The sequence below is a fragment of the Bacillus sp. z26 genome (assembly GCF_058313635.1).
Window position 1 is genome coordinate 466,180 of sequence record NZ_JBZFQM010000002.1, and the last position, 14,165, is coordinate 480,344.

13 protein-coding genes are annotated in these 14,165 nt (G+C 38.0%); 1 reads left to right on the forward strand and 12 read right to left on the reverse strand.

The features are described from left to right. The 10 genes from mraY to AC4G3K_RS07515 all read right to left on the reverse strand — a co-directional run bounded on the left by mraY (position 1) and on the right by AC4G3K_RS07515 (position 11,960). Complete coding sequence (gene mraY, locus AC4G3K_RS07470; RefSeq protein WP_491076806.1) at positions 1 to 975, reverse strand: phospho-N-acetylmuramoyl-pentapeptide-transferase; 975 nt, start codon at positions 973 to 975, stop codon at positions 1 to 3. A gap of 4 nt (positions 976 to 979) precedes the next feature. Continuing rightward, positions 980 to 2,470 carry a UDP-N-acetylmuramoyl-L-alanyl-D-glutamate--2,6-diaminopimelate ligase gene (locus AC4G3K_RS07475; protein ID WP_491076805.1) on the reverse strand — a complete coding sequence of 497 codons (1,491 nt, stop codon included), beginning with the start codon at positions 2,468 to 2,470 and terminating at the stop codon, positions 980 to 982. A 182-nt stretch (positions 2,471 to 2,652) separates the two neighbouring features. After that, positions 2,653 to 4,581, reverse strand: a complete 1,929-nt coding sequence (locus AC4G3K_RS07480) for a stage V sporulation protein D (protein ID WP_491132931.1) — start codon at positions 4,579 to 4,581, stop codon at positions 2,653 to 2,655. A 128-nt stretch (positions 4,582 to 4,709) separates the two neighbouring features. Then, on the reverse strand, positions 4,710 to 6,914 hold the full coding sequence (locus AC4G3K_RS07485) for a penicillin-binding protein (protein ID WP_491076803.1): 2,205 nt from the start codon (positions 6,912 to 6,914) through the stop codon (positions 4,710 to 4,712). Then, positions 6,914 to 7,264: a cell division protein FtsL gene (gene ftsL / locus AC4G3K_RS07490; protein WP_491076802.1), complete on the reverse strand. Its 351-nt coding sequence runs from the start codon at positions 7,262 to 7,264 to the stop codon at positions 6,914 to 6,916. The genes AC4G3K_RS07485 and ftsL overlap by 1 nt, the downstream gene beginning before the upstream one ends. A 34-nt stretch (positions 7,265 to 7,298) precedes the next feature. Then, complete coding sequence (gene rsmH, locus AC4G3K_RS07495; protein ID WP_491076801.1) at positions 7,299 to 8,234, reverse strand: 16S rRNA (cytosine(1402)-N(4))-methyltransferase RsmH; 936 nt, start codon at positions 8,232 to 8,234, stop codon at positions 7,299 to 7,301. A gap of 31 nt (positions 8,235 to 8,265) precedes the next feature. Next, positions 8,266 to 8,697 (reverse strand): division/cell wall cluster transcriptional repressor MraZ, encoded by a 432-nt coding sequence (gene mraZ, locus AC4G3K_RS07500; RefSeq protein WP_491076800.1) that lies wholly within the window; start codon positions 8,695 to 8,697, stop codon positions 8,266 to 8,268. A 274-nt stretch (positions 8,698 to 8,971) separates the two neighbouring features. Continuing rightward, positions 8,972 to 10,594 (reverse strand): bacillithiol biosynthesis cysteine-adding enzyme BshC, encoded by a 1,623-nt coding sequence (gene bshC / locus AC4G3K_RS07505; RefSeq protein WP_491132932.1) that lies wholly within the window; start codon positions 10,592 to 10,594, stop codon positions 8,972 to 8,974. Between the two features lie 76 nt (positions 10,595 to 10,670). Continuing rightward, positions 10,671 to 11,060 (reverse strand): DUF3397 domain-containing protein, encoded by a 390-nt coding sequence (locus tag AC4G3K_RS07510; RefSeq protein ID WP_491076798.1) that lies wholly within the window; start codon positions 11,058 to 11,060, stop codon positions 10,671 to 10,673. Then, positions 11,061 to 11,960, reverse strand: coding sequence for a ketopantoate reductase family protein (locus AC4G3K_RS07515; RefSeq protein ID WP_491132933.1), 900 nt, complete (start codon positions 11,958 to 11,960; stop codon positions 11,061 to 11,063). Positions 11,961 to 12,141: 181 nt separating this feature from the next. Here AC4G3K_RS07515 and AC4G3K_RS07520 point away from each other — a divergent pair, with 181 nt between their 5' ends. Further along, positions 12,142 to 12,597 carry an N-acetyltransferase gene (locus AC4G3K_RS07520; RefSeq protein ID WP_491076796.1) on the forward strand — a complete coding sequence of 152 codons (456 nt, stop codon included), beginning with the start codon at positions 12,142 to 12,144 and terminating at the stop codon, positions 12,595 to 12,597. A gap of 98 nt (positions 12,598 to 12,695) precedes the next feature. Here the strand turns inward: AC4G3K_RS07520 and AC4G3K_RS07525 are convergent, their stop codons facing one another. Continuing rightward, positions 12,696 to 13,250 (reverse strand): RsfA family transcriptional regulator, encoded by a 555-nt coding sequence (locus AC4G3K_RS07525; protein ID WP_491076795.1) that lies wholly within the window; start codon positions 13,248 to 13,250, stop codon positions 12,696 to 12,698. Between the two features lie 109 nt (positions 13,251 to 13,359). Further along, on the reverse strand, positions 13,360 to 14,115 hold the full coding sequence (locus AC4G3K_RS07530) for an enoyl-CoA hydratase/isomerase family protein (protein WP_491132934.1): 756 nt from the start codon (positions 14,113 to 14,115) through the stop codon (positions 13,360 to 13,362). Positions 14,116 to 14,165 lie beyond the last annotated feature (50 nt).

Genomic DNA, 14,165 nt, shown 5'->3' on the forward strand with positions numbered 1-14,165 from the left:
TTATAACCACACCTCTAAGTAGATTCCTAATATAGCGAAAAGTAATCCAACCGTCCAAAACGTTACAACTACACGCCATTCTGACCAACCGCTCAATTCATAATGGTGATGCAGTGGACTCATCTTAAATATACGTTTGCCTGTTGTTTTAAAAGAAGCTACCTGAATAATAACGGATAAAGTTTCAATTACAAAGATACCGCCAATAATCACGAGAAGTAATTCTAATTTCAGTAAGATGGCTACTGTAGCTATCGCTCCGCCTAAGGCAAGTGAGCCTGTATCCCCCATAAATACCTTAGCAGGGTGTGCATTAAAAACAAGGAATCCCAATACTGCCCCGACAACAGCTACACAAAATAAGGCAATATCGTATTCTTTTAAATTCCAGGCTAAAACAGCAAATGCCCCAAATGCAATAGCAGATGCCCCTGAAACCAAACCATCCAAGCCATCCGTTAAGTTGACAGCATTCGAAAACCCGACTAACCAAAATATAATAATAAAAATGTAAAACCAGCCAAAATCGATGCTGAAATCAGTCAAAGGGATGCTAATCTCAGTAGATAAATTGCTTTGTCTCATAATGAAATAAAAGATACAGGATATAACAATTTGTCCCAGTAATTTTTGCCTGGATGTTAATCCAAGATTTCTCTTCATGGCAATTTTAATAAAATCATCCAGAAAGCCGAGCAATCCAAACCCAATGGTTACGAATAACAGCAAATAAGTTTCAGTGCTTGGTTCTGCATATTTCCCTGTCATCACAAGGGTTGTAACAAGAATGGATAATAAGAATACAACGCCACCCATAGTAGGGGTACCTGTTTTTTTCTGATGTGATTTTGGTCCTTCTTCTCTAATACTTTGGCCAAATTTCAAGCGTCTCAAAAACGGAATAAAAATAGGAGAGAGAAGAACCGTTATTAAGAATGACACGAGTATTGTAAAAAATAAAACTTGCTCCAGCATGATTCTACTCCCTTTCTTCTTTTTGGTTCAATTGTAATTTTTGTTCAATGGCTTCAAGTGCTACTTCTTTATCATCAAAATGTAGGACTTCCTTACCTATGATTTGATAATTTTCATGTCCTTTGCCGGCAATCAAGACAACATCGCCAGGTTCTGCTTTGGAAACAGCATCAAAGATCGCTTCCTTACGGTCTGCAATTACCTTATAATCATAACCGGCCACTCCATTTTCCATATCAGCAAGAATAGATAAAGCATCCTCACTTCTTGGATTATCGGAAGTAAAGATTGGGTTTGAACTATATTCACATGCAACCCTTGCCATAATAGGACGTTTGGTACGATCTCGGTCACCGCCGCATCCAACAATGGTATACACTTTTTTAGCAGCAAACTCATTTATAGTCTTCAGAACATTTTCCAAGCTATCCGGTGTATGGGCATAGTCGACTAACACAGTAAATTCCTGTCCGCCATAAACCGGCTCAAATCGGCCTGTAACTCCCTTGATTTCCTGTAATGATGATAGGATTTGTTGAATTGGAAGCCCTGAAACAAGCCCAACAGCAATAGCAGCCAGACAGTTATATACATTGAATTTGCCAATCATCGGGATTGTTACCGGACAGCTGTAATCTGGCGTTGTCAAAGTAAATTTTGTTCCTTCCGCTGTGATGACAATATCAGTAGCCCTTACATCTGCTTTTTGGATAATGCCATATGTGACTACACTGGCAGGAGTTACTTTTTCAAACATAATGGATGCCGAATCATCTGCATTTAATATGGCATATTTCGGTTGATTATCGAGATAGGTATTTCCTAAACGGGAAAATAATAAACTCTTCGCATAGCGATAGTTTTCCATCGTTCCATGGTAATCAAGATGATCCTGGGTTAAGTTTGAAAAAACAGCAATATCGTAATCACAACCAAATACACGCCCCATATCGAGTGCATGTGATGACACTTCCATAACTGCAGTATGTACATGATTTTTTACCATATCTGCAAATGTTTTTTGTAATGTCAGACTATCAGGTGTTGTATTTTTGGTTTCGTATTTCTCAGATCCAATTTTGGTATACATGGTTCCGATTAAACCTGTTGTATAGTTTGCATCTTGAAATATTTTTTCAACCAGATGACTAATTGTTGTTTTTCCATTAGTACCGGTAACTCCAATCAGATTAAGCTTTTGAGTTGGATGTCCATAAAAGAAATCGGCTAATAATGCCATTACTTTTTGGGTACTTTTAACAATTACTACGGGGACATTTAGAGATAGCGGCTTCTCCGAAATAATAGCAACCGCTCCATTTCTAACCGCCTCTTCTGCAAGATTATGACCATCGACAGTATATCCCTTAATACAGATAAACAAACTGCCTTCTTTTACTCTGCGGTGGTCATTCTCAACGGATGAAATAAGAGGGTTCCCCTCTCCCTGTTTCTGTTTAAACGGTATTCTTGAGATTAATTCATCGAGTTTCATAAAACTGTTCCTTTCTTTTTTAAAGCAATCTTCATTATTGTATCGTAATTCAAGACGTTTAGAAATAATAAAGTATATAATCTTCCGTCAGGTGAAACGAATAACCGCTTTCATCGTTTTTAAAGAACGAAGAGGCAGCTGAATGAAAGAATATCAGCCACCATTTTTCTCTGCAGACGCTATTATTCATCTGCAGAGTCTTCTTTCAGATAAATTCGTATCGTAGAACCTTCTTTTAACTTAACACCCGCTGCCGGTGATTGTTGAACAATTCGGTTCCCGCTTCCCGACTTTTCTACTTTAAACGTAGAATATTGCTCACCTAAATCCTTTAATGTCATTCCAATCAAATCAGGAACTTCTTCCATTCTTGGATCTAAGTAGTTTTTCTCTTTCTCTACTTGATTTTTACGCGGTTTAACACCAAGGGCCGGTAAACTGTCCTTCATGATTCTTCCTACAATTGGTGCCGCTACAACTCCCCCAAATTGGACTGTATCTTTAGGATTATCGATTGCCAGATAGACAACCAATTGCGGATCATCTGCAGGAGCAAAACCAATAAACGAGACAATAAAATTATTTTCTAAATATCTCCCGTTTTGAGCTTTTTGTGCTGTACCGGTCTTCCCTCCGACTCGATAACCATCGACAAAGGCACCTTTACCTGAGCCCTGTGCCACGACCGTTTCCAGAGCCTCACGTATTTCCTTTGATGTTTCTTTTGATATAACGTTTCTTTTTGCCTTTGGCGTTTTTTTAATGATGGTTTCCCCGGTAGCGGGATTAACAATTTCTTTGGCAATGTAAGGGGTATAAAGCGTCCCTCCATTGATGGCAGCCGACACTGCCATCACTTGTTGAATTGGCGTAACCGATACACCCTGACCAAAAGCAGTTGTTGCCTGTTCAATGGGCCCAACTCGTTTTATATTAAATAAGATTCCCTTTCCCTCTCCCTGCAAGTCAATACCTGTTTTCTCTCCGAATCCAAAATCGTGAATATAATTAAATAATTTTTCTTTGCCCAGTCTTTGACCAAGCTCAACAAATCCAGGGTTACAGGAATTTTGAACAACTTCGAGAAACGTTTCAGACCCATGCCCCCCGCGTTTCCAGCATCTTAAATTGGCACCTCCCACTTTTGTATATCCCGGGTCAAAAAAGTGATCATTTTTCAGATCCACTTTCCCTTCTTCGAGTGCTGCCGCCAACGTAATAATCTTAAACGTAGATCCAGGTTCATAGGTACTCCAAACAGGCAGATTCCGATTATAAATCTCAGGAGCTACATTTCTAAAGTTACTCGGATCAAATGTAGGTCTGCTTGACATCCCCATTATTTCACCTGTATTTGGATTAACAGCTATCGCAATGATCCCATCCGGATTATAGGTTTCCTGAGCAATTTCAAGTTCTCTATCGATAATGGTTTGTATTCGGTTATCAACCGTTAATTTTAAATCATAGCCATTTTTCGGAGCCTTATAGTCATCAGCCATATTCTCCATCCGTTTGCCCTTGGCATCCGCATAAAACTTTACATATCCTTTTTGTCCTTTCAGTTCGTCATCGTAGGCTAACTCAAGACCCATTAATCCCTGATTATCAATACCCGCAAATCCGAGAACATGCGCCAGAGCAGAGCCTTTAGGATAATAACGAATCGAATCCTCCGCAATATACACCCCTTTTAAGTTTAAATCTCTGATTTGTTTTGCTTTCCTATGGCTGATTTTTCTGCCTTCAGGTATTTTGACAATAGATGTATTAGAGGTTATTAGTTTAAATGCTTTGTCCGTTCTCATATTTAATACAGTGGCAATCTGTTTAGCAGTCTCCGCTGCGTTTCCTATTTGGCGAGGGACTACATAGACAGTAGGGGCAGATTTATTTGTTGCATACACCACTCCATTTCTGTCCTTTATTTCTCCACGTTTAGGTTCAAATGGTACATTTCTGCTCCAAGAATCTTTAGCTAAACCAGTCAGAAAATCACCTAAATAAAACTGAACATATCCAAGTCTGATAATAATGACTAAAAATATCAGCAACCCTATCACCAGTGTTGCAATTAATCGTCTTCGGACAGTAATATTTGATGCTCTCATCCTCTCTCCTCCAATGCATGACTCCTTTTTCACTGTATGCTTGTACACTTCACTTTATGTCTATGCAATAAGGAAAGAAAACAGGCCTGACAGCTTTAGTGCAGCTGTCAGGCCTGTTAATAATCATTCTAGTCAGAAACTTCATCCTCTTCTTTTGTTTCGGAAGATTTCTCTTTTGATTTTTCATATATCGTTTTGGGATTTTCAAATTGGACTACCAGAAAAGCATCATTCTCTAATTTTTTGCCTGCTTTTGGTTTTTGCGTAACTGCATAGCCAGATCCTGAAGTATTCAAATCAACATCCATCAAGGAAGCTGCCTTCATAACATCTCTGATTGACCATCCCGAAAAATCAGGGACTGTTAGATCCCCATCTGTAAGAAGAAGAACCTTCTCCCCTTGTATCATTTTGCTTCCAGCACTCGGTGATTGTTTAGATACTCTGGTACCATTACCTATTACGATAGGTGTCAAACCAAGTTCATCAATCTGTGACTTAGATACCTCTACATTTGTATCGGTTAATTTAGGCACTTCACTGATAGATTTTTTCTTCGTATCGTCTGACTTAATATTTAAGTACTTTAATGTATTCTCCATCACTGAGTTAAACACTTGGGATACCGGCGCAGAGCCTGATTCACTTTCTTTGATCTGAGGCTGTTGGATAGCAACATAAACGACAACCTCTGGATTATCTTTAGGTGCCATACCCAAGAAAGAAAACAAATAATTTTCATGACCGGTAGCATAGCCGGCTCCGCTTTGACTTCGAATTTGTGCTGTACCCGTTTTACCGATAACATCATAACCATCTAATTTATACGGCTTTCCCGTTCCGTTTTTGGAGGTTACGACCGTTTCCAATATATCACGAACCTCAGCCGCCGTTTTTTTCGAAACAGGAGTTCCAGCAACGGTAGGTTTTGTTTCTTTTAAAACTTTATTTGTATTGGAATCCATAATCTTCTCTACCACATATGGCTTCATCATTTTACCATCATTAGCGATGGCAGTCGCTGCCTGAATCATTTGGATCGGTGTTACAGTTGATCCCTGCCCAAACGCAGTCGTGATTTTTTCGGATTTATATTTATAAACGAACTTTCCGGTTGTTTCACTTGGCAAATCAATACCGGTCTTTTTACCAAACCCAAATTTCTCAAAGTATGTTAAAAGTTTGTCCGAACCAATCTTTTCATCAGCCAATTTAGCGAAAGCAACATTGGACGATCGTTGTACTCCTTCAAGATAGGTAATCTCACCCCAACCAGCTCCACCATTATGATCTCTGATTGGTTTTGAACCTTCCATCTTATAGATGCCGGATTTAAATTTCTCATTAGGATTAAATACGCCTTCTTCCACTGCAGACGCCAGCGTAAAAATCTTCATCGTAGATCCTGGCTCTAACGACTCTTCAATAGACAGATTTTGCCAAGTATCAGTTAGACCATCACGAGTGTTCAAATCAAATGTAGGCCGTTGTGACATGGCCAGTATCTTTCCAGTCTTTGGATCCGCTACAATCCCAATCATTTTAGTTGGATTGTATTTCTTATTGACCTCTGACATGGCATCCTCTAAGAAGATTTGGATCTTTTTATCCAGTGTTAACTGAATAGATGCTCCATTCGAAGGCTCGTTCACTACCGTCTCTTTATTAGGAAGGATATTCCTCCAGAGATCGCCCTCGAACTTAATTGAACCATCTTTTTCCTGTAAATACTGATCCAATTCTTTTTCAAGCCCCAATGCCCCGGTTGTTTTCCCCGTTTCTTCATCATTTTCAACAAAGCCTATAACATGTGATGAAAAGATACCATTAGGGTAAAACCTTTTGGTATCTTTCACAAAAGTTATACCAGGTAAATTTAATTCTTCAATATCATTTTTCTGCTGGTGGGTTAAATCGCGTCCGGCAGCACCAAATTCAGTTTGATACAGCCCCTTTTTTTTCAGGCGTTTTAATATTTCACTTTCATCCATGTCAATATGCTCAGCTAATACCCTTGCTGTTTCTTCTTTATCTACCACGTGCTTTGGCTTTTCTGGATTTTCGGTTATAGAAGAATTAAGCAGAGCTATCAGTTTATAGGTGGATGTATCCCTAGCAAGGACCTCCCCGTTTTTATCAACGATTGTTCCTCTTTGTGCTGATAATGTGCGGGTAACTTCATATTTATCCTGCGCTTTTGCAGCGAGCTCCTGGCCCCCGGCAACCCCTGTATACTGAATGTACAAAAAGCGGAAAAATACTACACAAAAAAGCAGCCCAAATATTAGAAATAAAAGTGCTGCTCCCTTATTACGGCTTTTTTTATTACTCATTAATCCTGCACTACCTTAACATTTTTATCTTTTAGTGTTAATCCCAATTCTTTGGCTTTTTGCCAGATTCGGTCATATGTACTTAACTCGCTCACTTGGTCAGCATAGTCTTTATTCGTCTTTTCCTGGTTCTCTATTTTGCTTTCGAGGGCGATAATTTCGCTATTGGTTGAGTAAATATTCGCCTGTGCAGAGATTATTTTCACCGCAAAGAAAGCGATAAACAAAGAGAACGTTAAATAAAGAACCTTCTCACCAATCGTTATGCCGCCTTTTACCGTTACCTTCTTTGTCTGTGCTCCTGCATGACGTTGCTGTTCTTCCTGAAGTTTTCTTGCTAAACTACTCAAGTCTATCCCCTCCCACAAATGGTATCTTACTTTTTTATTTTATCTTTTCCGCTACTCTTAACTTAGCTGAGCGTGCTCTTTTATTCGCTTCTAATTCTTCCTCGCTCGGTAATATCGGCTTTCTCGTAATCAGCTTTAATTCAGGTTCAAATTCTTTTGGTATTACCGGTAATCCGTGTGGTAATGGCGGTAATTCTGAGTGCTCTTTAAAAAAGCTCTTGCATATGCGATCTTCCAAAGAATGGAAAGTGATAACAGAAATTCTGCCACCTTTATTAAGCATTGGCATCACTTTTTCTAAAGACACTTCAAAAACTCTAAGTTCATCATTCACTGCTATACGTATAGCCTGGAAAATTCGTTTTGCGGGATGTCCGCCTTTTCGCCTTGCCGGAGCAGGGATCGCATCTTTGATAATATCTACCAAATCAAACGTTGTACAAATAGGCCCAATCTCTCTGGCCTGTTCAATTTTCCGAGCAATTTGTTTGGAAAACTTTTCTTCCCCATATTTGAAGAAAATCTTCACCAACTCTTCATATTTCCAGCTGTTCACTACATCGTAGGCTGTTAAAGGAGATGATTGATCCATTCTCATGTCAAGTTGTGCATCATGATTATAGCTGAATCCTCTTTCCGGGGTATCAAACTGCGGAGACGAAACACCCAGATCGTATAGTACTCCATCTATTTTTGTAACACCAATTTCAGCAAGTTTTTCGTCCAAATAAACAAAATTACTATTTAATAATGTTACCTTGTCCATGTATGGCTCAAGTTTCTTTTCCGCATGCTTTAATGCAGTCTCATCCTGATCAAACGATATTAGTCTTCCTTGATCAGATAAAGACTTAGCGATCAATTCACTGTGTCCTGCGCCCCCAAGGGTACAATCTACATAGATTCCGTCAGGTTTAATATTCAGTCCATCCACAGCTTCTTTTAATAGTACAGTCGTATGATTAAACATTTCTTCACCTTCCTGAAAGGAAGTATGCGCATTAAATATCAAAACCAATCATATTTTCAGCAATCTCTGAGAAAGATTCTTCGGATTCCGAGAAATACTCTTCCCATATTGATTTACTCCATATTTCTATCCGGTTAGATACTCCTAAAACTACGCATTCTTTTTCCAATTTCCCATAGTTTAAAAGTGGTCCCGGGATGTTCACACGTCCCTGTTTATCCAGTTCGCATTCAGTAGCGCCTGAAAAAAAGAAACGGGTAAATGCTCTTGCGTCCTTCTTTGTAAGTGGAAGGCCTTTTAGTTTTTCTTCAAGTTGAGACCATTCATCCAGCGGATATCCAAACAAGCATTGATCAAGGCCGCGAGTAATGACAAACATATCGCCTAAACTATCTCTAAATTTAGATGGTATGATAATGCGTCCTTTCGAATCAATCGAATGATGGTATTCACCCATGAACATGTCCTTCACCCCACTTCTCCAATTTAGCGTACCACATCCCCCCACTTTTCACCACAATTTATATAAAAAAATTTTATATTCGGATAAAACATTTGATGCACATAATAAAGTTTTCCAGAGAGGCAATCAATAATAAAAAAACTGCCTTTTAAAGACAGTTTTTTTGAATACTAATATCTGTGTTTTAAGGTGCTGATTCCTCTACTACTTCCTTTTTTTAGTTCATATTTATTGTCAAACCGAGCGGATTGTTCCCTTCCTTTATACCTATCCTCTATATAAATACGACATAATGCGATCCATCGAATTCGAGCGATTCTGCCAAAAGCTGTTCCACCCATGATGTCCCGTATTGATTGAAAAAGTCGAAAGGATTAAGAATTCTTTCTTGAAGGCCGCCTGCCGGATGAAGCCTATTTTCGACACGATTGTATTTTCCAATCGTCTCTTCGTTTTTTCTCTCTAGATGGCTCTCCACTTTTTTCTGCATAAAAAGAAGCTGTTCTTTAATTATCTGGCGGTTTTTTTCGAATAGAGGTTCCAATCCTTTATCGAAATCAACCGCTTTATGTTGCCAGTCAAGATGGGCTGTTTCTAAATTTTTTATTATACTGCTATATGTATCTGGAGCCTGTTTTCGTAACTCATTCAGATAAACTTCCTTCTCTTCTGAACAACCTCTTTTTAGTGTTTTTTCTAAAGAAAGATTAAGTTCTTCCAATAACCTTTCCACATTTCTTTCTAATAGAGTAAAGGAAAGTCGCGGCCATATTGGAGGCATTTTTTCCCCAACCATATCAAACGCAGGCTTAATTTCACTCCAATACGCAATCTCGCTTGGTCCGGCTATAAAACCTAATACGGGAAAGAGTTTTTCCTGCAAAAGCGGACGGGAAACAACATTTGTACTGAAATATTCGGGATGCTTTGAAAGCAAATGATCCAGTTCTAGTTGAGATAATTTAATGCCGCTTCCCTTTCCAACTAAGTCACTCGTCCCTTCTTCACGTTCGAGCAGCAATCGATTGCTGGTGGAAGGTTCGTAATAAAACAGATTCGTACACCGTTCATCCAGTTCAATAACAGGACTATATCCGTTTTCTTCCAAAAGATTTTGCTGTTTGATTACAGCTTTGCTAATCTCCGTTTCATAAGCAATCTGCTGATACACAGGACCAGCCAATTTTCTAAAATCTGCATCACCTGAATCTACCAACAATAGGCCTTGATCTTTAAATAAATCGTTTATAAGGCTGGCGAAAAAATCTGTAAGCGTTTCAGATTTCTCAATCGTTTTTTCTGCCCAATCTAACAATTTATTTGTACGATCCGTTTCTCCCCATAAAGAAAAAACATCATTTAGCCATTTTTTTGCTACATCAGTATCCAATACAATATCAGATATCATTTTTTTCGATAAAGGTTTTTCCGGATATACGATTTTTTTTAATTCAGATCCTTCTTCAGCATATACATGATTAACCTCAGGAAAATCATGATCCTCACCCGCAATCCAAAAAATAGGGACGACCGTTTTATTTAATCTTTCACTTTGTTCCTTTGCCAGTTTAATAATCGAAATAATCTTATGGATAGAATACAGCGGACCAGTCAATAAACCTGCTTGCTGACCTCCGATAATAACGAATGCATCCTCACGCAAGGCATTGATGTTTTCCTTAACTCGCTCGGACATTCCATATTTACTCATGAATGATTGGATATAGGATGCCATTTCTATTCGTGGATAAGTCTGTTCCTCCAGCCAATCCGCTCGATCCTGTATATGGCTCTCATTTTTCCAATCATACTCTGTAAAAGCTTTATTTATTTCTCCTTTGAGATAGTCTGATGCAAAACTATTCAAAGCAGGAAGATTCATTTTTATGTATTCCATCAAGGTTGTCTCCTTTTGAACAAATTCATATACAGTATATCATTCCCTTTGATGCCTTAAAAACCTATTGCTTCACCTATATAAAAACCGCAAAAATTCTCTCGGTAATACCAATGACAGCCAATAAAAAATAGCCAATAGAGAAAAGTAGAAACGCGGCTCTCCAAAAGCTTGTGAAAACTCTTTTTAAATCAACCTCTTCCCTTACTTTATAATGCATAAACAAGACAATTGATGCTAATAAAATCAAGGTAATCATGATGATCCATAGATATGAATGTTCAAAAAGAGCAATGACAGCATAATGAACTGCCATTATCAGAAAAAGAGTCGTAGCATCTGCAGAAAGCCTCACTGCTTTTTTATTATTTTTAAATTTCTTCCGTGATAGTATATACACGATCATATACACAATTACCGGCATGATAACACAAGCAGCAATAAGTCCTGCCAGTAAGCTATCCAATCAAATCTCCCCGCTTTCTTCCATCCCACATACCATCGTATACAGCAATTGACATTGAGGTGACGGGATGTCATGTTTCTTTGCTTCCCGAATGCAATAGCCCAGGATTGCGTCTATTTCTGTTTTTCTGCCTAACTGAAGATCCCTTAGCATAGAAGATGTATTTTTTGCTGTACGATCACATATTTTGGATATTTTTTTAAAATAGTCTCGATGCTCTGACGGTGGAATTAAAAGCGAATAACAAACCTCACGGCAAACAGATTCCATCATCTTAACATAATATGTATTTTCTATTAATTCTCCATTACGAACCCTAAGAACACCTGTAAGAGGATTGATTACTGAATTAATAATCAATTTTTCTAGATGAATGGGCCATATATCAGGAATCACCTGTACAGGAAAGCCATTGATATCCAAATTTTTAATGCCTTTGACCTCAATTCCTTTGAATAGTCCAATTTTTATCATACCACTACCGGTATGGTGAACTGTATGGTCATTTTTACGAATGGCACCATGTTCAATAATACCGGTGTAGATAGTGGAAACCCGCATTCGAGGTAAAAAATTAAAATGATTCATCCCATTTTGCAAAAAGACCAGACACGATGCGTTCTCTTCAAGTAAAGGCATCAGTTCCCTAATAGCTGTCTGCTTTACGGTAAGTAGAATAATATCTTGATTTCGAATAGATTGTGCCGATTTTTCAATACATAATGCATGAATATGATTATAGTGATGCTCGTAATCATCAGCAATCAGGCTAATACCTTTTTCATTGATTTCTTTGGCTTGTCTTTGGGTATGTGAAAAAAGCGTAATTTGATGGTCATTGCTTAATCTTGCAGCAATTAATAATCCAATCGACCCACCGCCAATTATCCCAACCTTCATTTTGCCCTCCAAGACCTTTTGCAATAATTGTAACAAAAGGATTGAATGATGAAAAGATAACGGACCACTGTTTTCTTCTTAATGAATTGAAATGATTAAAAAATATGATTTTTCTTAAAATTTAGCTATAATGGTAATATAAGTTATAGCTTTTTTCACATACATATAAGGGGGATATGAGATGAGTGTAAGGGTTGAAAGATTACTTATTAATTACAGAACACTTGAAGAATTTAAGAAGTTTAAGGAATATGGTTTGCAAGAATTATCCATGCTCGAGGACTTACAAGCAAATCTGATCGAAGATAACAGCGAATCACCTTTTTACGGCATCTACTTTGTAGATAAATTAGTTGCTCGAATGAGCCTTTATAAAATCGATGCTAAGTATGATAAATATTTCGATCCGCCTCAGGAATATTATGAAATTTGGAAACTAGAAGTATTACCCGACTATCAGAATAAAGGCTATGGCTCTCTATTGGTTCAATTCGCAAAAAATCTTGGCCTGCCCATTAAAACAAATCCACGAGTCCACTCGCGCAGCTTTTGGGAAAAACAGGGTTTCCAACCTGTAGAGTATGATATGGAAAGAGACTTGGGAGAAAATCCCCTTAAATGGCAGCCTGCAGAATGATTATTAGATACATTTTGAGCTTTCTATTAGAGAAAGCTTTTTTTATCCAAAAGTAATATAAGAAGCATACCTTATATGGCATGCTTCCAAAGGTATATTTATTTACCCTCCGATAATTGGCGTGCACGATTCAGTAAATCGAGCAAACCACGATAATCCTTTTCCATTTGTTTAAATTGATTTTCTATTGTATCTCTCTCTTGAACCAAATAATCCGTATGCTTTTTTAACTCTGAATATTCCTTTAGCAATTCCTCTGATGATCGGAATGATTGTTCTTCCAACTTACTTTTTAAACTAATCAAATAAGCAATAACCATTTCTAAAGACAGGCTTAGCTCGGCATCGTCATTTTTTTCGACAGTAAGTTTGTGCGTTTCCTGGTTTGGCAGTTCTGTTTTTATTTCAAGGGTCCCAAACGTTTTCTTCAAGTTTTTACGTGCTTTTTTGGCTATTTCTATCCCTTCTAAATATTGCTTACGCACATAAGAATTCCATCTGAATCCACACGCAGCAGAAGTTCTCGACAACCCCTTACCAACCTCTTCAAACGCTTTCAACTGTGTGCTGCCCTCACGAATATGTCGTAACACTACTTCCGCCAAATAGACATCCTCATCCTGCGACCACCCATCCTGCCTGGAGCCTGTCATCCTCTATTCCCCCCATCATGCAATCAAATCATAATATTCATTCATATGCATCTGGTAGGAAAGATAGAATAAACAAGATTCTATTAACACGATAATTGAATTTACTTTGTTACTTATTTTGAAATCGTTTCATGGCTTCTATATGTATCGGTAATTCCCATAATTCAGAACATCGTTTAATTTCTTCATTCATTCTTATTTGTAGACCGGATACCTCCCTTTTACGAACCACAACATCTTTAAAAGCAATTAAAGGCTGAATATCATTCTTTATAATAGGCTCAATTATTGAAAAAACAGTATCGTCGTTTATTTCTTCCAAGATACCATTCACAAATCCATGGGCATATGCCTCATTTGCTGAAAATCTCTTCCCTGACATTAACCAGTCCAATCCAATTGCCTCAGTAACCTTTTCAAGCAAAAGAGTTCCGCCTCCCCAGCCGGTTGTAATTCCTTGTTCAACTTGAATAAAGCCCATTAAACTTCCCTTTCTTACATAACGAAAATCACACGCTGCAGCCAATTCCAATCCGCCGCCAAGAGCATGCCCATTCAAAAATGCAAAAACAGGCTTCGGCAAAATAGCTATTTTATACAAAATATCTCCCATACGAGATAACATTTGATAAGCATCCCTTTTGTTATCAAGTAGGTGGAATTCTTTCAAATCTCCACCAGAACAAAAAACGTCACCAGTTCCAGTTATCACTAGGGCTTTAAGGTTTTGATCTGATTTTACTCGTTCAAGGGCTTTTTCCAATAAATTCATCACCTCGAAATTAATTGCATTTCTAACCTCGGGGCGGTTCAGTGTGATCAGTAAATAATTCTCCTTAATCTCGTATATCACTTCATTCAGCATGAATATCTCCCCTTACAAAAAAAAACACAGGTTTCCCTGTGTTTTTTCGA